The organism is Bacteroides sp. f07 (genome assembly GCF_042854785.1).
Classification (GTDB): domain Bacteria; phylum Bacteroidota; class Bacteroidia; order Bacteroidales; family Bacteroidaceae; genus Bacteroides.
The window spans coordinates 1294267-1311822 of sequence record NZ_BAABXI010000001.1; the positions used below are offsets into that span (position 1 = coordinate 1294267).

Sequence of the window (17556 nt, forward strand, 5' to 3'; positions counted from 1 at the left end):
CTCCGGCTCACTAATTGATTAGCCCTTTGGTTTTTAAGCGATTAATAATCTCAGTGTAAAGATACTCTATATCTTTCTTGAAGTACTTATCGTTTTGAGATAGAAAAGCAACAGTTTCAATATTGTTGGAAATGAATGTGACATCGTGTAATCCGATAGCTTTTGCAATCGCATCCCTCAATCCCTTTGGAGAGTGGTATCCGGCTAGTGTCTTGGGAGAATATAAGAAAAGTATAACGAACACAAATTTCTTTCTCTGATGGGGACTTTCTGGCATCGGTGCGAAATCCTGTTCAGAAAGAATCTCCTTGAACATCTCATAAATGACTGGGATGAGTGATTTATCCGTCAAGGTGGGAGTTGACATATTCTGTTCTATTCTTGAAAGTTCCTCTTTTCTTTTTTTTACAGATTTTATTTGCTCAATAATTGAAAAATCATTCATCATAACACGATTATTTAAAAAGTAAATAGTATATTTGCATCATAATCGTGTAAGATTTGGGGGAGAATTAAGCTTGGTCGTGCTCGCTGGTTCTCCCCTTTCTATTTTAAAGGATAATTTTTTATGAATATTAAATACCAAACAGGCTTGTTTGTATTAGAGTTCCTTTTTCCGTTTTTATTTCACCGAAACATTCTTGTCGGAATCTTTTTTCCTGTGATTTAAAATACTCCACGTCTATCTCGGTAGCATAGAAATCAAATCCCATTTTGAACGCAACAATCCGGTTACTGCCACTTCCCAAATGAGTATCGAGTACTTTATCTCCTGGGTTGGCATATTTCTTGTAAATCCAGTGATACAATGCTTTGGGTTTTTGTGTCGGATGGATTTTTGTTTCTTTGTTGGCACCGCCAGTATTGGATAACCGGATCATTGCTGCAGGTTTGTCAAAAGAAGTCCATGCCAGTTCGAACTGGGAAAAATTTTCCCACGGTTGCATTTTGTCCCAAAAAATAATTCCACGGGTCGGGGGTAACCGGAAATAATTTCCACCCCATATAATTTGATTTTTGCTTACCCTGAACAATTCCTGAAAGTATTCATCAGTAGGCGGGGTGAAATCCCAATCGCAAGACATTGTATTCAATGCCCTGTTTTTCAACTTCCCAGCACCTTGGTTTAATCTTCCTTTTTTCAACCGTTGTGCAACACTCTCACCATTATACCCACCATGTTTACGCTTCATGTTGCTTCCCATTGTCATGTTGGGAGCGTTAATTCCGTATGGCGGGTCAACAATAGCCAAGTCGAAGAAGTTGTCAGAAATACGTTTTATGTACTCCATACAGTCCATATTATAAACTTCACTTATTGGCATTATTTGATTCCTTTCTAATTTGTTTTATGTTGCTCACCTTATAAATTAGGTGAGCAAAAAGTTTATTGTTTTCTTATGTGGTTACTTTCTTGAAAAACGTCCTATCAGGTTCTTCTGAAAACTCATATATTTGTCCGACACGGAATAACTGTTTTGGTATGAGTGATTGCTTATCTAATGCGTAGCACTCCTTGATACAGATATATTTCATTTTTTTTGATGATTTGAATTTACTTGTACCAACGTCCACCACAATATTTACATACGAAATATTTTCCCATACTCATCACCTGAACTTTTTCATCAACACATATACGACACATGCAAACATTGTGGTCGCCATCTGACACGGGTTCCTGAATTTTATCGTATTCCCAAAAAGATAGTTTACCTTTAGCTGGTATTGGTTCTGGAAATAATATGGGATTAGCTAATATCCAGTTATAAATAGGATTTTCATAATAGCCTTTACTAGCATCTGTTTTCTCTGCCCATTTAGAAGGATGATTGATTGAGCATCCAATTATTTCCACACTTCCAATGATAGCAGAATTGACAATGCCCTCTGCACATATTATTTTTCGTTGAAATTCAACAGGCAGACTATCCCATTGAGTTTTTGTAAATACACTAGTGGGATTTCTCATTTCTACAGGTTTTCCACTTGCATGGATTAACACTCTATGCCCTATGTATTTCTCTGGACACGCCCAAGTACGGTTCTCGATGTTTTTAAAACCGTGGACTATCAAAGAGGCCCACGGTTGTTTTATTGTTATTGCTTTCACTTCTTAATTTATTAGAATTATTTAGTTACTATTGTTCTATCACTCCTTACTACTTTCATCTTAGGCTTCTTAAACTGTTTGTCGCACGATGTATAAGGAAGCCAATACGACCTATCTTCATATAAATATTGATCTATTGGAACTAAATGAAACAATTCATTGTCAAAATCAACACCAATCAGCATACACTCTATATCAACTTCAGGATGCTTTTGGTGGTAAATGATAATTTCACTGTGTCGATATGCGTAATGGATGAATTGGTTGCGAGTCATAATTTATTCCTTGCTATCATGTTTTAAATTCTTCCAATACTTTCTTCGCTATCTCATAATGAGACAACTGCCAATCAGAACAGACGTCATCCGCTTCATCATCGTAATGATTGGCGTATACGTATGAATCCAAGTCTTCGCGAAAAGATTCACCGTCTAAACCTTCATCATCACAATCATCGTACATTCTCAATTTACGAGCTACTTCCTTACATTCTTGATGTGTGATGAAGTCGTACTTAGTCCCATCATAGACATTTTTCTGACGAATATACTTTTGTCCTATATGTATCTTGCAGGCGCAAAATTCGCATATATGCTCTTTCTTTGCTGTTGGGTAAGTTTCTTTTAGTATTGTTGACATATTAATTCTTCTTTATACATCGGTTAATAACTCGGATTAATCACATCTATATCGCACTCATGGCATAAATTGCAAACCTTTGTTTTATCTTTAAGGCACATGCTCTTAGCCTTTTCCGGATAATTCCAGTTGATGGAGCTGCGAATAATTGCTTTAATATGATCTAATTCCAAGCTCTCCGGACAATGTTCATTGAGAAAGTCTAAATCTTCTTTGATTAGTTTCTCGTACGCTTCCCTACTTATCTTAATGCTCATTTCTGTTATAATTTGAAGGTTAACGATTGACTAAATCGAAACGAGGAAGCCTTTCAACCACTTTAGAATACAGTTCCTCGACAGGAATGATTTTACGTCCGCTTCCATCTTGTCTATGGCACGCATCTTTTAATATTTGGTCTGAAATAAAGCCCAATTGATTAGCTCTAAGAACTGCAATCATTTTAGAAGTATTCCTATAACAGATGTCATTCCATAACACATATATATCTGTTCCATAGATTTCCAGTGTATCTAAAGCAAGGATTTTCCCAAGTCCTCCCATAAAGTCATCAGGGTCGACCTGTTCACCACATTTAATAATCTCAATGAGAGCTGTTATAGCTCCCGGATTACCTTCACACATTTTGATTACTGCTGACTTTGCATCATCAGCCAAAGTTATTTTGCTCATATTTAAATTGTTATTCGTTAAACTTTTCCTCTTAGCAGTTTTAGGGCTGCTAGTGGATTTTTGTTAGATAACTGTACGATTGCTTTAAATCGTTCGTCTTTTGCTGAATAGTATCGACACATACGATTATTTGCCATGTCTACTCGACCGCTCCCATATATCCAGATCATGCCTTTGTATAACCGGACATTGTTCATTATCTTTTTTGCTTGTCTTAGTCTCATATTTACTCTTTCTTGTTCTTTTAATTAATATTATCCATTAGGTAGTCTGCTATCGCATAGACTACCAGGTAAAATAAGATGTTCACTCCTAGGAGAAGGAGGATGTTTAGGAGTATTCTCATAACTAATCCAGCTTCTCATCACCTTCGAAAATATGCGCGAACACACTCTTTTCATCAGATAGTGTTAAGTCAAGTTGTGAAGGGTGACGTTTGATATAATTATAGAATGCGAACATCTTTTTGTCATCATCTCCGCACCGGTCTACCAATAGACGGATGAAAGCTAGGAGACAATCGGAGTCATTACCGAAGTTCTCTTGTGTTGAGAACTGTGTCTTATCCACGTCTTGTTTCAATTTACGGATGGCGGCTATCGCAGTATTGAAATTACGTTTCGCATCGTGGCGCAGCTCATAGCCTTGCTTTCCCATTTCACTTCTCAAATCATAGAGAAGAGTTTCTACGACATCTGTCAACACGTATGCTAGGTTGAGGGTCGTATTAAGATTTGTTGTTCCTACTAACATGATTTTACTTATTTCTTATTTGGATAAATCCACGTTTTTCTGTCTCTTTAAGGAGTTCCATGTCTTCTTCCTTGATATTACAAGGTGTTTCTCTGTTGACACTCATATAAGATGATATGCCGAACTTCTTTCGTATCTTTTCTATGACTTTCCATTCTTTGGTAGTCCAGCATATTGTAACATTCATTTTCTTAAGCTTTTTCCTATGAATTTCACTCGTGTAGTAATGGAAACTAATCTATCCATAGTACGTTCCCCGTACTTTTGGGAGATTTCATCAAGCGATAGATTAGTGGTTATTATCAGGAGTTTTCCCCGCTTTTCCGCTTCGTCAACAATTTCACAGAATGCAAGTCTTTTTTCTCCGAATTTCACGCTAAGATTCTCTGTACCGACATCATCAATGTAGATGATATGTTTTGTCTTCACTGCGTCTATATCAGCGTTCATCTGTTGTGCATCATAACATGCTACAATCTTCCGGCAATAGTGATTGAGAAGCAAAGGGATAATTTTCCAGCATATAAGTGATTTTCCCCGCCCACAATTGCCGTGGCATAAAAGCCCACGTCCGTTATTTCCGGAAAGCCATGTGGCTATTTCCTCGTATTCCGGCAACCATTCGGCATTTCCCGTGAAATAATTCAACCCTCGCCAAAGGACATTCTTTGCATCTGGTATCGCTATATTCACAAGATTAGGGATAGGGTTAAATCCGGTCTTTCTGAGACTGTCGATTGTTTTCTTGAAATCTATTTGTTCCATCTTTCCTCCCATTTTCTTTCCTGTGGCGAATCGTATTTGTCAGGAGAGTTATCTTTGAGAACCACACCAATGTCAGTAGTTGGCTTGGTGGACATTCTTTCTCGGTTTGCCCATGTTACTAACCTTTTAGGAAGCTCCCAGGTCTTTTCAAGTTCATAGCGCATCTTAGTCTCTGATTTGTTCAGTTCAGACCAATAATCAAAGAAGGAGCGAATCATTTCCTTTTGATACTTGCCGACAAAAGGTACAAGAGATTGATAAAAAGACTCTTTTCGAGAGAGAGTAGCGGCTTTAGCCGCGTCTTTCTTATCTCCGTTAGGAGATTCTTTAGTATTATCTTCTTTATCTTTCTTCTTATTATCGCCCTTAGCTTGCCCCATTTTTTCAACAACTGCCCTTAACTCTGCCCTTAGCTCGCCCAAAGCAATGTTTAATTCGCTGATTTCTTTATTGTTATCTATGACCCTGTCTACGTCCTTGGGTATGCCCTTGTATGGGTTGTATTCATCATAGTTGCATAAAGTTATCACAGTCATGCCTTGTTTGTTACAAGTCGTTATCATACCTTTTCTTTTAAGTTTTGAAAGGAAATAGCGCACTTTCTTTTCAGACCATTGCCAACGCTTCATCAAAAACGATATAGATGCTGGATATTGACCTCTTGTATAAGAGATTTCCCGACCTCCGATGAGTTCGCTGTACGCCTTGTCGGTTGCCTCAAATCGTGCTGACTGAATTAAGTCAAGCCACGCTTCGCACTCCGAAAACTCACGGGCTACCTTCCACATTTCATTCGAGAAAAACCTGCGGCTTAGCCTCAAAAATCCTTCGTCCATAGTTAGAATCTCACGTTAGTTAATTGTCTTCCTTTGGAACAAACTACCCATTTACCATTACCGCTATCAAACAACCGTAAATCAGAGACTTCGCCAAAACGTTTGATGTTACCACAGAGGTCTACGACCCAGCCACATTCTTTGGAAGGGTGGGGGCGAATAGCCCGACCGACTATCTGATACCACATAGCAAGTGACATTGTAGGACGTGCCATAACAACAGTGTCAAGTTCCGGGTAGTCAAAACCTGTAGTCAATACCCCGACATTTGCCACTACCGGAATTTCACCGGACTTAAACGCTTCGAGTATTCTTTCACGCTCACCTTTCGGAGTATCACCGGAAACAATAGCGCAACCAGGTATAGACCAAGTTAAACGTTCGGCTTCTTTCAAGAACCGTGTAAACACTAAAATACCTTTCCGTTTTCCTCCCATTTTCGGATTCATCAGCCTTTGGACAATATGAACTAGATAACCATAGAAGTCTATCCGTTCATATTCTCTCTGAACTGATTTGTCCGTATAGTCGGCACCAGTGGTATTTACTTTCAAATTGAGTTCGTTCCATCCGATAGGATTCATAGGGTAATAGTTCAGTTTAGCCAAATATCCCATATCAAGCAAAGTAGATACCTGTACATGGTAAATGACCTCTGAAAAAACATGCGGCTTTGTCCGGGTGATGAATTTCAGCATAGAACCGAAATCACGACTGGAACTTAAACGGTATGGCGTAGCTGTCAGTCCGAGTACCTTACATTTCACTGCCTCAAAGAAATCCTTATACATTCCTTCTTTAGGGTTCACAAGATGACATTCATCCACGATGATATTTTTGAAGTGCGTAAAGAGTTCGGGATGGTTCTTTACACTTCCGATGGTAGCAAATGTTATTCGGTTTATCTCCTTTGAGTTGAAAGAAGCTGAATAGATTGAGCAGTCAAGTACACCGTAAGAACAAAGCTTCTTGAAATTTTGTTCCAAAATCTCTTTTGAAGGCTGGAACACTAAAGTATGTCCATCAAGCCTTGCCGCTATATCCGCTATGATAAGCGACTTTCCGCTGCCCGTAGGCAAAACCATGATGGCGTTAGTTTTCTTTGCCTTGTTGTTGAAAAAAGAAACGGCTGAATCAGATGCTTTCTGTTGGTAATCACGCAATACATAACTCATAACCCTTTCTCCTTTCGTAATTTATTATTAAGTGCTTTGTAATACTTGATAAGCTGCTCATAATCAAAATCAGACTTCTTAGAAGTATCGGCAGCTTTCACTTTCAGCAAGTCGAATTTCTGTTGACCGATTTTAGTAATTAGATTCACCCGATAATCTTCCAAATGGTCAGCTTTGAACCTGTTGCAGTGACGGCACTCAGCATGGCAGTTATTTTCATCGAAACGTGTAGCCAAATGCGTGCGACTGAAATAGTGGCCGCAATCAGCTTGTTCGAACGGTTTTATCTGTCCGCATGAGATACATTTGAAATAACCGTTTGGCATACAATCACGAAGCCGGATAAAAAGAGAAAACTCTTTGTCGAGCTTAGCTTTCAAATCCGGCTTCTTCTTTACTGTTACCCCTGCTTTATCAAACAGAGGTAGAGGCTTGTCTTTCTTCTTAGCCTTTGTTCGCTTTATATAGTACGGCATCTTACCTATATTTTACAGTATCATTTTCAATCCAAACCTCAGAAGCATTTCGTCTTTGCATTACGCTATCATGGTAAACTTTATGCTCTTTGGATATTTTCGCCAATTCGTATTTAGTTTTATTTAATTCACGTTCTAAGCTCAACACCTTTTGAAAATCCGATTCACCGTTACCTTTCATAAATGATGTCATTTCCATATCTCGCATTACATCCAAATGGTCAATAAAATCACTTGCAACCTTTTCAATTATATCGGTTGATACAGAAATACCATATTCTTGAAATATGTCTGCCATAGCTTCGATGTCTATATCTCTAACCATAATTATTTATCTTTAAAACGTTTCACATACAACTAAAGCCCCGAAGCGCATTCTCCGGGGCAAAACAACCATTATTCACTAACCCTTGCCATTTATGTGTGGCTCACATTTATGAGGGGCGTGGAAGAATCGAACTTCCCTCCTCTACAATGCTGCGCATCACATTAGTCACACCAGCCAAACGCCCCATATTTTCCTGCCCCATTTTCACAGACGGAGCAGGCAGGTTAACTAAGTTACACTTCGATGATTACAATATCAGGTGCAATCTGTCTGATAGCATCCAACTGTTCATCAATCACCTTGTTTTTGTATTCCTCTATGGCTTCATTTGCGCCAGCGGACACAAGGGAAAGGGAAACATCTCTACCATCCACATCAGCGTAAATCTCAACCTCAATTTCTTCATTGACAAAACCTTTGAAAAGAGGAATGTTCAGTTTGAACGATTTCGGCAAATTAGAATCAACCACTTGCGAGTAGTTATCTACCTTACTGCCATTTTCCTCCTTACTGCGTTCGATGTCTTGGTTTACTTTTGCCTTGAAGTTCTTTAAAGTAGAAACAAGCATCATATTTTGCGATTTATCGGTAAAGAAAGCACGGTGCATCTTGATAAACTTAGATAGCTTGATGGGTTCCCATTTCTTTTCGGTATTGATGCCGAACTCCATCATTTCTTTGGAGGTTTTCAGTTCACCTCTGATGTCCGATTGGTAATAGTTCGTTTCGTCAACCGTCAATGCTATCCCCATCACATCACGGTTTACAATGATGTTCGACGCTTTCTGGTTGATTAATTCAATGCGCTTTTCCAGCCATCTAAAAGGAGTGTCGATAATCCCACTTATCACAACCCTTTCAGGTTCTTTTATTTCCAAAAGTTCTGGTGCTTCACCCTCTCTCAATACTACTTCAATAGGCGTACCATTATAATCTTTCGGTACAACCACGTTTAATTTGTTTTCGCTCATGATTCTGTTCCTGTTTTACGATTAATATTAAAAATAGTTCTTTGCATTTCCTGCGGCATTATAGGACGGGAATAAACCAGCTCACCAAGCTTGTTGTAATACCCAGCCATCTTTTCTTCATGATAGAGAATTTTCACACACTCTTCATTTTCAACATATTCAGAGCCTTTCTTTATATTTTCAAGAAGTTCTTGTTTTCTTTCATTTAAAGGCTTTAATTCAGCCTTAAATGCTTCCATAGCTTCTTTTTTCTCTATCTCAATATCATTAATCTGAATTGAGGTTTCAGCAAGATATTCTTTCTTTTGCGCTAATTCATCCGGTGTAAAACGGTGAGTATAGCCAATTTCTTCTACAGCATCGGCATTGTCTTGTAAGAACTGCCATCTATTCTTTTCGGGGATTTCTTGACCTAAAAATTTGTCCATAAAATAAAATGATTAAATAAATTCTTGATTTCTTTGTATTTCCTGCTGGGCGTATATCAGCATTTGATGTTCATTCGCAGCCGGCAGATAGATACCTGCCACTGATGCGCTCCAATTACGAAAGCGGTCAATCGAAAGTGTCATTTCACCTGTTGTCAGTTCGGCAGAACTGCGTAAGTAAGTTACTTCTTGACCTTTCTTATTGGTTATCTTACGTTCAAATAAATCACGGTTGCAAGTTCTCTTATAGAAGTCTATTTTTGCTTCATCAAGGCTGCAACCGTATTCACTACCGAAATACCCTAAAAGAAGGTGTAAGTAGCTGTTCTGAGCAAGCGTGCGGTTAGGGAGTTTCTTTTTCACTTCCACCACCGCACGTTCACTAAACAATTTGTTTACATACTCTTTAAACTTGGGTATTTGATATTCATTCTTCAAGTCGAATAGCATACACTAAAAAGGCAAATCGTCCTTTGCATTACCATTTGCATCAACCGGAGGCGGAAAATCCTGCGGCTGATGATAAGTCGGCTGTGGTGCCAGTTGTTGCACTGGTGCACTCTGTGGGGATTGTGATACACCGCTACGTCCTTCTATTTTGTAGCACCGAATAGATGCCATGCGTTTAAGCTCTCCATCCTGATTCGTCCAAGAACGTCCCTGTAAGACAAATGATACGGTAACGACATCACCCTGATTAAAGCGGTCAAGTTCTGTACACTTGTCACCCGAAAACTCTAAGGGAATAACATTCTCATACTCGCTACGCTCTCCCGTATAAGGGTCGTAAGTGGTAGCATCTAAAATAAATTCCCGTTTTGTAAATGAGGAACCACCGTTTTTGGATGCTATTTGAACGGTTTGCCCGATTTCGATTATCCGTCCGGTTATTTGATTTGCCATTAATTTTCTCCTCCAAATATCTTTTTATCAGTGATTAAACTTCTGTTCTCTTCCAAGAATCTGATAAACTCTTCACAATGATTAGTGAGAATAGGAATATCACGTTCGGGGTTGAAAACGTATGTCTCTGTATAAGTATCTACCACATAACCGCCCTTGTTGAACTCTACGATGTTGTATTCAAACGTCCGTACATCCGATCCATTCTGCATAAGAGCGTATGGATAAACCAGATGTTGGTGATGGTCTTTGAACTTTCCTACAGTATAACTGCCAGTTGTCTTGATGTCATGAACACTGGTAGGCATCAATTCATCAATTACTCCATAAACCAAAGCATTTCCGTATGCGGTGGGCAGAATGGCTTCTACACGCTGTTGGGTCAATGCGCCTTTGAAGTAACCGGCAAACTCACGGCAAAGAGAAATAGGGAAAACAAATGTACGGTTGTTATAAACAACTGTATAACAAGTATTTTCTGTATTCCTTTCTACATCCATCCCGTTTGGTTTTCGATTTTCGATTAGAGCATCTACCAATTCATTAAAGGCTGTGCCCTTGTCAGCCGCTTCACTATCAAAAGGCTTTCGATTGATACGGTCTATCAGTTCTTGAAACTGCAATTCGTGAAATTCTTCGGGAGTATGGGGAGGATTTTCGCTCCATCCCCAATACTTTTCCCAAATTACATCACTATTCAGATATCCCCAATAGGCATCCAATAATGTTGCATATATACAGTAATTAAGCTGCTGGTTTTTCATAAGTCTTTGTCTCTTTATTGGGAACAAGTCCTAATGCTTTTGCTTTATTATTAATAAGCACTTTTGCCGCAACCACCGAACTACCTATATGTTGAAATTCACCAAGCCTTGATAACAAGTCATTGATGGATTCTGCGTCTGTCACCAGCTCAACCTGCTCTTTGATTTCCTCCATCACCTTATCGTATTTCTCCTGTGCTTCTTTCTTGGCGGCGAGCATCCCAAGGTAAGAGTTAATAATCTTCGAGGCGATAAAGTCGTTCTTGGCAGTTGGATTACCGTTCCTGTCAAGGATAGTCGGCACTTCCATTACTGAAGGAAGATTGCAGGTATTCTTTCCGTCATTCCTTGATGTCGGATCGAAAGTGATAGTACGTCTTTGAACGCCTCTTTCGCTTTTCATTTCAAGATAACCGAGCAAATCCAATTCGGTAACGATGGAGTTGTAGGATTTTTCACGTAAGGCAGGAATGAACACCGTATCATCACCTTCTTTTCTTGTGTCACGATGGGCAACGAAAATGATGTGCTTGTTCAGACTTGAGAGTGTTCTTGTCATCCAAGAAAATTCAGCATTGATACCACTCCAATCCCGGATAGACGGTTGGCGGTTACCACATTTATAAGTAATGATGAAATCCATCATCTTACCGATGGTATCAACTACGATTGTCTGATAAGCTGACAAATCTTCCTGCAAGACCTGTTGAACATCACTCCAAGAAGTGACCTGTACTGTGTCTATGTTTTCCAAATGTGCCATATTCATACGTTTCACCCCGTTATCGAAATCCAATAACAAAGGTTTCGGAGCACTCAGTGCTACCGTACTCTTTCCCATACCGGCTTGACCGTAAATCATCATCTTTACTGTGGTAGGGATTACTAATTCATTACTTTTTTTGATAAGACTCATAATCGTAAAATTTAAAGGGTTAATTATATTCTTTGTTCTTTAGAATCGATGGCATAAAGAAATACATCACAGGCGTTTACATCATAAGGAGACATCTTTGTCGGACCTGTCTTTGTTGCTCGTATCTTCTTTTCGGCTATTAATTTCTCAAGACGATACCGTCCGCCAACAAATCCTGCAGCTTGTGACTTGTTTAAAGGTATTCTGTTGCCAATCCGGTAGAGGGTGTTTAATTTCGTTTCCGCATTCATTCTGACCTCCTTATCCTGTCAACGGTTTCTATTTTCGTTCTTCTGGCTCTTTTCATATCGTTCTGTTCGTGGTAGAGCGATAATCCGAAAACACATAGAAGGAAGCAAGCAAAAGCAGAACGTATAGCCGGTGAAAAATCAAACGTATATTCAACACCTGATAAACGTTCATAAAACTTTTTGCATAGCTGCCTGCCATTTTTTACATTAAGGATTTGAAAAGCTTTCTGCAGTTGGTTGTTTATTGTACTGAATGCCCTGCATTTGGCTTCTGCAATCTCTTCCTTTTCCATACCGGAAATAAACATCTGTGCTGTTACTTCACACTCAGGTGTCAGTTCGGTTAGTACTCTTTTCATAATCGCGTAAGATTAGATACTATTCCTGCATATTATTGATAATATACATTGAACCGGTGTACTTGTTTTTAGAGATTGTATATGCCGGCTTGCCGCCTGGAATAACAATACCTTTATCTCTTAATTCTTTGCTAATTACATGGGCTTGCTGTCTGTAGCCTGTAACATCAACTTCTGATAGCGGGATAATTTTCTGTTTGCCCGGCTTTACTTTTAAAATCGTTTCTCTGATTGTTGCCATAAGATTAAAAATTAAATTTATGATTGGTGGGTGGTAGAGGAATCGAACCTCCCTCAATTATGATAATTGGTTGCGCAACACAAAGCTCTAACCGATGAGCTAACCACCCATATAAGAAAGGTGCACTATCTTCACAGACGGCACACCTAGTACAAACACAAAATAAAACACGACAAAAACTACTATATTTTTCAGAATCCGCCCGGCTGGTTTCCCTTACTCACAGTACTGGTTTATTGCAGGAACCTTATGCCGGATTATCGGTCTACCTTTTTGCGGATTTCTGTTTGGATTTTAGTTGTTTCAATTCTTCAATCATCCTTTCAAGGCGATTGTATTCTTCTCTTCCGGCATCGTAATCAAGTACGATACAGTCACGGCAAAACTCTAACCGCTTAATTTGTAGTTCTAATGTTTCATTCATTTCTTTATTTGTTATGAAGTGTTTTAAAGGTTATTCACGTAATTCTGTGTAGGCGATTCTAACAAAAGCAAAACAACCAACACATATAATACCCATGATAATAATAGAGATCGTTTTTATTGGGCTGTAGGTTGTGATTGCCCCATAAAACATAATTATAGCGCATAAGGTTAAAAGTATGGATAAAATCAACTGGATTATTTTCATAATCAATCCTCCTTTTCTACTTTAAAACCCTTATCTTCGAGATAACTAATTATGGTATCTTCACTGACTTGGTTTAGAACCTCTGTTTCATCCATTTCAGAAACAAGACTGGATACATCAAAATAATCCACACAGTCGGATGCGCTTACAAGTGATAATAAACTATCAGCACCCACTTTTGAATAATAATGTGACATAATCGTATGATTTAGAAATTTGCGCCCGCCATACCTTCTACGGATTGTACCCAGAATCGAGACTGGACGGGCAATATATCGTTGAATTTCTACTGAAAGAAAATTTAAAAGTCATACTTACAACTTGAATCTTTCGTTTAGAACCTTGTGAACGTGTCGGTGGTTACTGCCTGTAGCCGATTAACTTCGCTGTCTGCTATGTGCCCGAAGGCTTGCCATTATGCGCACGGACGAAAAATCCGTTATATATTGCGCCCGCCATACCTTCTACGGATTGTACCCGGTATCGAGACCGGACGGGCATTGTATAATCGTGTATTTATGCGTATCTGCTTAGACCTTGAATCAGACAGAGGGCATCATAATCCATGTCGTTATCTTCACCTGTATCTGGCCCTGAAAGGATGGCTTCATAGGTATCAATTTCTTCTTCGATAACTTCTATGAAGTCAGCTTTGCAATCTACATTGTAAACTCTGCGGGCTGTTTCTTCATCCATATTCTGAACATTGTCCAGGTCTCTGTATAAGGCGTTCAAGCCTTGTTCAATCTCGTAACGTGTCATAATCATGCAATTTTTAAAAGGTTAGCTTTCTTGAAACATCTGAACTCACCGCGTTCTGTATCGAAATAGGTTTGAACTGTATCGTTCTTTGCTCTTTTGTCATTACCGGTCACTGCCGGCATGTATTTTTCGCAAAGCGTGCCGTAAGCTTCTCTCATTGTGCCATCTACTTTCTGAAAGTAGAACTTCACAATCTTGCTTTTCATTTGAGCTTTCAACTTCATATTTGCCCATGCGCATTTCAGTGCTTCGCTCATAGAAAAACCGTTTCTCTTTACAAAAGACCATGCTAAACTCATGACCTCTTTCATCTGATTTTTTAAATTCGTGCTCATAATCGTGTATTTTAATATGTTTATACTATTGCGTAAAAGATTTTAAATTCGTTTCTTTGCAAAAGTGATTAGGTTATCACTGTTTGATGATGCAAATATACTATGTTATCGCAATATATCGCTATTTATCGCAATAAAATATCGCTATATTGACAATATTTAACAATATATGAATAGACTAAATATTGCAAAACTGCGTAAGTCTCTGAAAATGAATCAAGAGACGTTTAGAAAGGAAGTAGGTATTTCTCAATCGTATCTGTCTGAACTTGAGACTGGAAAGAAAAGTCTTACAGAAGAACTATATAATAGCATAGTTGAAAGATTTGGACAGAATATTATTATACCTTTTGTGGAATTTGATTGCGATAATATCGCTTTGGATACACCGCATTTGGATTGCAATAACAAAAATGCTATCCCTTTATTTGAGTTGGAAGCTGCTTCTTGCGGAATGCCTTCAGGGTTTGAAATAGCGATAGAAGCTAATAAATGCGATAGATACATTATACCCGATTTAGCTGGGTGTGATTTTACTATGAGAACACGTGGGCGTAGTATGATAAATAGAAAATATCCAGAAAGAAGTATTCCTGAACGTTCTATTGTAGGATGCAGAATTTGGAAAAGTAGATCTCATGTAAGGTGGGGGGAAGTGTATGCTTTGGCAACCCCAGATGGAGTGGTTATAAAAAAAGTAATGCCTTCAGAAAAGGAAGGATATATAAAATGTGTATCTTTTAATGAAGAAGAGGGTTTTATACCATATGATCTTCCTGCCAGTGAAATTCAAGACTGGGCAATAGTAGTAGGAGTGGTCAATGTAATGAACTGGGTATAAGATGAAGTTCAATCAATATATATGGAATCTATATAAGAACTCCCCGGAAGGAGAAACTGTCATATCCAGCTTTTCAGACAGAAAGGAATGGATAGACGAGGAGCAACTTTTAGAACGTTATAACCCAAGTATCAAAGACAATTTCAACAAGGAAATTATATGCAAAATACTGGAAGATTTTTGGTGCTATAAAGTTTCCGATTTTGAAGGTATAGAATATCCGTCACTTGATGAAGCTGGTAATATATATGAAGATATTATCTCTACAGGATTACGGATAGAAAATGAAGAAGTATTGAAGATAGGAGATTTCGACTTGATGCTTGAATACATTCCATTTCTATCAATGGAGTTAAATTGCCTGCTTGGTGAATATTTCTTTCCATATTTGTACATTGACAGATTCTATGAACTCAAAAGGTTAGCCGACTATTTCGAGATAGAATTGCCATCTATTCCCAAAAAGCCAGATTACAAAAGCAGATGTATGTATTACTGGGAGTTATGTAAGGTATTCTATCTGTTCAGGACGAAAAACAACCTGACACCCGATGAATTGAGTGCATTCATGTACGATTATGCACCAAATCTCCTACACACGGAGAAAAAGAGTGAAATCCCCCAACCATCACAAGCATGGTTCATTGGTGGATTGATAAGAGGATATGGCGAGCAATGGACTACCGGATTTTGGCAGTCAAATCAAGAAACGAAGAAGGGAGACATTCTGATTCATTACGAAACAGCACCAATTAGTGCAATTACCTGTTTATGGATAGCCCAAGTAGATGGAGTTATTGACCCATTTACACATTATTACAGCAACACTTATGTAAGTAACAGAATAGACATTCCTCATATTACACTAAAAGAGCTTCGGGAAGATGAATACTTCTCCGGGCACCCACTCATAAGAAAGAACTTTCAAGGAGTAAACGGATGGGCAGTTAATAGTGAGGATTATTTGGAGCTATTGCGTATCATAAAAACAAAAGGGTTTGATATAGAGACTTTACCAAAGCTGTATGCTCCAACCTTACCCAAAGATGTAATTGTAGAGTACGAGCATGATGTAGAACAACAATTGTTGGAACCCTTACTTAATTCTATGGGGTGGTACGAAAACAAAGACTTCATCCGGCAGTTACCAATCCAAGCGGGGAGAGGTCATAGGGTATTTCCTGATTATGCACTCCATTATGATAACAAGCCCAATGAGGAAAGGGCAAAAGTTCTGATTGAAGCCAAGCTGCACATGAAGAACAACCAGGCGATAGAGGATGCTTTCTTGCAAGCTAAATCTTATGCTCAGTTGTTGGAGTCATCTGTTATTGTTTTGTGTGACAAATATTATCTATTTGTATATGAAAAGCAGCAGTCTTTTGATCGGAATAGTTATAAAAGATATACATGGTTGGATATGGAAAATCCTGACATTTTCAACGAATTAAAGAACAAACTAAATATTAAAGCACAATGAAGAAGATTTTATTTTTAATGATGGTTGCATTTTTGTGTATGCCATCTAAAGCCCAGAAGCAAAGTGATGTAGTTATAAAAGCTGGTACAATAGTGTCTTTAGAAGCGATTAATAATGTAAAAGCATCTCAAGTCCATGAAGGGCAAACCATCGACTTTAAAGTTTCAAGAGATATTATTATTGACAAGAAAATAGCTATTCCAGCAGGTACAATAGCAAAAGGAACGGTTTATGAGGCGAAAAGATCCGCATGGTTCGGAACAAAAGGGCGTTTAGGGATTAAGGTTCGATATATGACCTTGCCTTCTGGAGATGTTGTCAATTTTGCTTCTTCTGAAGTTTATATTACTGGTAAAAACCGTACTCCTTTATCGGTAGTTATATTCTGTTGTACTTGCATTCCTCTTCCTTGTGGGTCTAAGGCGGAAATGAAAATAGGATATGAATTTGATGCAACTGTTGCAAATAACACAACTGTATCCATTGAATAAATATTATGAAACGATGGAACATATCAATTTTCTTGATGATTTAAAACAAACTAAATAAGCGTTATGAAAAAGATTTTATTTTTAATGGCAATACTGCCAATGATGTTATTAGCAGCATGTTCATCAGATGATGATGGCAAAGAAACTTATACAATAAAAAATCTAACTGGTGTAAATTGGCATGATGTAGATGTATGTATTATGAGTTCTGGAGATGATGATGCGGAACTGCTAGAAATGATTGATACCAAAGATGTTGCCGTAGGCGAAACATGTACAATATCTACTGAGCATTCTTATTTCTATATAAGTGCAAAAAATAATAGAGGTAAATTGTTTATGAGCAAAGTTAAGTATTTATCGAAAGATACTTCAGTATCCTCTTATGATATATTAGTAAATCTATAGTAGATATGTGTTCTGTTA

At 38.2% G+C, this 17556-nt stretch carries 29 protein-coding genes and 2 tRNA genes; 4 read left to right on the forward strand and 27 right to left on the reverse strand.

Annotated elements, in window-relative coordinates:
* Positions 1 to 10: 10 nt before the first annotated feature.
* The 27 genes from ACGHVY_RS05230 to ACGHVY_RS05360 all read right to left on the reverse strand — a co-directional run bounded on the left by ACGHVY_RS05230 (position 11) and on the right by ACGHVY_RS05360 (position 14318).
* Positions 11 to 448, reverse strand: a complete 438-nt coding sequence (locus tag ACGHVY_RS05230) for a hypothetical protein (protein WP_336617110.1) — start codon at positions 446 to 448, stop codon at positions 11 to 13.
* Between the two features lie 127 nt (positions 449 to 575).
* On the reverse strand, positions 576 to 1292 hold the full coding sequence (locus ACGHVY_RS05235; protein ID WP_390597623.1) for a DNA methyltransferase: 717 nt from the start codon (positions 1290 to 1292) through the stop codon (positions 576 to 578).
* Between the two features lie 263 nt (positions 1293 to 1555).
* Positions 1556 to 2113 carry an ASCH domain-containing protein gene (locus ACGHVY_RS05240; protein WP_390597625.1) on the reverse strand — a complete coding sequence of 186 codons (558 nt, stop codon included), beginning with the start codon at positions 2111 to 2113 and terminating at the stop codon, positions 1556 to 1558.
* Positions 2114 to 2404: 291 nt separating this feature from the next.
* Positions 2405 to 2752 carry a hypothetical protein gene (locus ACGHVY_RS05245; protein WP_390597627.1) on the reverse strand — a complete coding sequence of 116 codons (348 nt, stop codon included), beginning with the start codon at positions 2750 to 2752 and terminating at the stop codon, positions 2405 to 2407.
* Positions 2753 to 3028: 276 nt separating this feature from the next.
* Positions 3029 to 3424 carry a hypothetical protein gene (locus ACGHVY_RS05250; RefSeq protein WP_195422970.1) on the reverse strand — a complete coding sequence of 132 codons (396 nt, stop codon included), beginning with the start codon at positions 3422 to 3424 and terminating at the stop codon, positions 3029 to 3031.
* Positions 3425 to 3772: 348 nt separating this feature from the next.
* Positions 3773 to 4177, reverse strand: coding sequence for a hypothetical protein (locus ACGHVY_RS05255; RefSeq protein ID WP_390597629.1), 405 nt, complete (start codon positions 4175 to 4177; stop codon positions 3773 to 3775).
* A 4-nt stretch (positions 4178 to 4181) separates the two neighbouring features.
* The gene (locus ACGHVY_RS05260) at positions 4182 to 4364 is read right to left on the reverse strand and encodes a hypothetical protein (RefSeq protein WP_390597631.1); all 183 of its coding nucleotides are present in this window, start codon (positions 4362 to 4364) and stop codon (positions 4182 to 4184) included.
* Entirely contained in the window at positions 4361 to 4942 is a 582-nt protein-coding gene (locus tag ACGHVY_RS05265; RefSeq protein WP_390597633.1) for a hypothetical protein, read from the reverse strand. The genes ACGHVY_RS05260 and ACGHVY_RS05265 overlap by 4 nt, the downstream gene beginning before the upstream one ends.
* Positions 4930 to 5778: a hypothetical protein gene (locus tag ACGHVY_RS05270; RefSeq protein WP_390597635.1), complete on the reverse strand. Its 849-nt coding sequence runs from the start codon at positions 5776 to 5778 to the stop codon at positions 4930 to 4932. The genes ACGHVY_RS05265 and ACGHVY_RS05270 overlap by 13 nt, the downstream gene beginning before the upstream one ends.
* A gap of 2 nt (positions 5779 to 5780) precedes the next feature.
* On the reverse strand, positions 5781 to 6953 hold the full coding sequence (locus ACGHVY_RS05275) for a DEAD/DEAH box helicase (RefSeq protein ID WP_390597637.1): 1173 nt from the start codon (positions 6951 to 6953) through the stop codon (positions 5781 to 5783).
* Positions 6950 to 7429, reverse strand: a complete 480-nt coding sequence (locus ACGHVY_RS05280) for a recombination protein NinG (protein WP_390597638.1) — start codon at positions 7427 to 7429, stop codon at positions 6950 to 6952. The genes ACGHVY_RS05275 and ACGHVY_RS05280 overlap by 4 nt, the downstream gene beginning before the upstream one ends.
* Position 7430: 1 nt before the next feature.
* The gene (locus ACGHVY_RS05285) at positions 7431 to 7754 is read right to left on the reverse strand and encodes a hypothetical protein (RefSeq protein WP_390597640.1); all 324 of its coding nucleotides are present in this window, start codon (positions 7752 to 7754) and stop codon (positions 7431 to 7433) included.
* Positions 7755 to 7868: 114 nt separating this feature from the next.
* Positions 7869 to 7942: transfer RNA gene (locus ACGHVY_RS05290), tRNA-OTHER, on the reverse strand.
* A gap of 48 nt (positions 7943 to 7990) precedes the next feature.
* Positions 7991 to 8728 carry a hypothetical protein gene (locus ACGHVY_RS05295; protein ID WP_390597642.1) on the reverse strand — a complete coding sequence of 246 codons (738 nt, stop codon included), beginning with the start codon at positions 8726 to 8728 and terminating at the stop codon, positions 7991 to 7993.
* Positions 8725 to 9156 carry a hypothetical protein gene (locus tag ACGHVY_RS05300; protein WP_390597643.1) on the reverse strand — a complete coding sequence of 144 codons (432 nt, stop codon included), beginning with the start codon at positions 9154 to 9156 and terminating at the stop codon, positions 8725 to 8727. Before ACGHVY_RS05300 ends, ACGHVY_RS05295 begins: the two co-directional genes overlap by 4 nt.
* A 12-nt stretch (positions 9157 to 9168) precedes the next feature.
* Positions 9169 to 9606 (reverse strand): hypothetical protein, encoded by a 438-nt coding sequence (locus ACGHVY_RS05305; RefSeq protein WP_390597645.1) that lies wholly within the window; start codon positions 9604 to 9606, stop codon positions 9169 to 9171.
* Between the two features lie 3 nt (positions 9607 to 9609).
* A complete protein-coding gene (locus ACGHVY_RS05310; protein ID WP_390597647.1) occupies positions 9610 to 10059 on the reverse strand; it encodes a DUF3127 domain-containing protein in 450 nt (149 codons plus the stop codon).
* Positions 10059 to 10823, reverse strand: coding sequence for an HNH endonuclease (locus tag ACGHVY_RS05315; RefSeq protein ID WP_175629648.1), 765 nt, complete (start codon positions 10821 to 10823; stop codon positions 10059 to 10061). The genes ACGHVY_RS05310 and ACGHVY_RS05315 overlap by 1 nt, the downstream gene beginning before the upstream one ends.
* Positions 10804 to 11739: an ATP-binding protein gene (locus ACGHVY_RS05320; RefSeq protein WP_390597649.1), complete on the reverse strand. Its 936-nt coding sequence runs from the start codon at positions 11737 to 11739 to the stop codon at positions 10804 to 10806. The genes ACGHVY_RS05315 and ACGHVY_RS05320 overlap by 20 nt, the downstream gene beginning before the upstream one ends.
* 23 nt (positions 11740 to 11762) lie before the next feature.
* On the reverse strand, positions 11763 to 11990 hold the full coding sequence (locus ACGHVY_RS05325) for a hypothetical protein (RefSeq protein WP_175629646.1): 228 nt from the start codon (positions 11988 to 11990) through the stop codon (positions 11763 to 11765).
* Entirely contained in the window at positions 11987 to 12349 is a 363-nt protein-coding gene (locus ACGHVY_RS05330; RefSeq protein ID WP_195662464.1) for a DNA-binding response regulator, read from the reverse strand. The genes ACGHVY_RS05325 and ACGHVY_RS05330 overlap by 4 nt, the downstream gene beginning before the upstream one ends.
* 19 nt (positions 12350 to 12368) lie before the next feature.
* Positions 12369 to 12590 carry a hypothetical protein gene (locus ACGHVY_RS05335; RefSeq protein WP_195662463.1) on the reverse strand — a complete coding sequence of 74 codons (222 nt, stop codon included), beginning with the start codon at positions 12588 to 12590 and terminating at the stop codon, positions 12369 to 12371.
* Positions 12591 to 12614: 24 nt separating this feature from the next.
* Positions 12615 to 12699: transfer RNA gene (locus ACGHVY_RS05340), tRNA-OTHER, on the reverse strand.
* Positions 12700 to 12855: 156 nt separating this feature from the next.
* Positions 12856 to 13014: a hypothetical protein gene (locus ACGHVY_RS05345; RefSeq protein ID WP_175629644.1), complete on the reverse strand. Its 159-nt coding sequence runs from the start codon at positions 13012 to 13014 to the stop codon at positions 12856 to 12858.
* Positions 13015 to 13223: 209 nt separating this feature from the next.
* Positions 13224 to 13418, reverse strand: coding sequence for a hypothetical protein (locus tag ACGHVY_RS05350; protein WP_175629643.1), 195 nt, complete (start codon positions 13416 to 13418; stop codon positions 13224 to 13226).
* A 319-nt stretch (positions 13419 to 13737) separates the two neighbouring features.
* Entirely contained in the window at positions 13738 to 13983 is a 246-nt protein-coding gene (locus ACGHVY_RS05355) for a hypothetical protein (protein ID WP_390597652.1), read from the reverse strand.
* A gap of 2 nt (positions 13984 to 13985) precedes the next feature.
* Positions 13986 to 14318: an SH3 beta-barrel fold-containing protein gene (locus tag ACGHVY_RS05360; RefSeq protein WP_390597654.1), complete on the reverse strand. Its 333-nt coding sequence runs from the start codon at positions 14316 to 14318 to the stop codon at positions 13986 to 13988.
* Between the two features lie 169 nt (positions 14319 to 14487).
* Here ACGHVY_RS05360 and ACGHVY_RS05365 point away from each other — a divergent pair, with 169 nt between their 5' ends.
* The 4 genes from ACGHVY_RS05365 to ACGHVY_RS05380 all read left to right on the forward strand — a co-directional run bounded on the left by ACGHVY_RS05365 (position 14488) and on the right by ACGHVY_RS05380 (position 17538).
* Positions 14488 to 15159, forward strand: a complete 672-nt coding sequence (locus ACGHVY_RS05365) for a helix-turn-helix domain-containing protein (RefSeq protein ID WP_390597656.1) — start codon at positions 14488 to 14490, stop codon at positions 15157 to 15159.
* 1 nt (position 15160) lies between these two features.
* Positions 15161 to 16639, forward strand: a complete 1479-nt coding sequence (locus ACGHVY_RS05370; protein WP_390597657.1) for a type I restriction endonuclease subunit R — start codon at positions 15161 to 15163, stop codon at positions 16637 to 16639.
* Complete coding sequence (locus tag ACGHVY_RS05375; protein ID WP_175629638.1) at positions 16636 to 17130, forward strand: hypothetical protein; 495 nt, start codon at positions 16636 to 16638, stop codon at positions 17128 to 17130. Before ACGHVY_RS05370 ends, ACGHVY_RS05375 begins: the two co-directional genes overlap by 4 nt.
* 63 nt (positions 17131 to 17193) lie before the next feature.
* Complete coding sequence (locus ACGHVY_RS05380; RefSeq protein WP_390597659.1) at positions 17194 to 17538, forward strand: hypothetical protein; 345 nt, start codon at positions 17194 to 17196, stop codon at positions 17536 to 17538.
* Positions 17539 to 17556 lie beyond the last annotated feature (18 nt).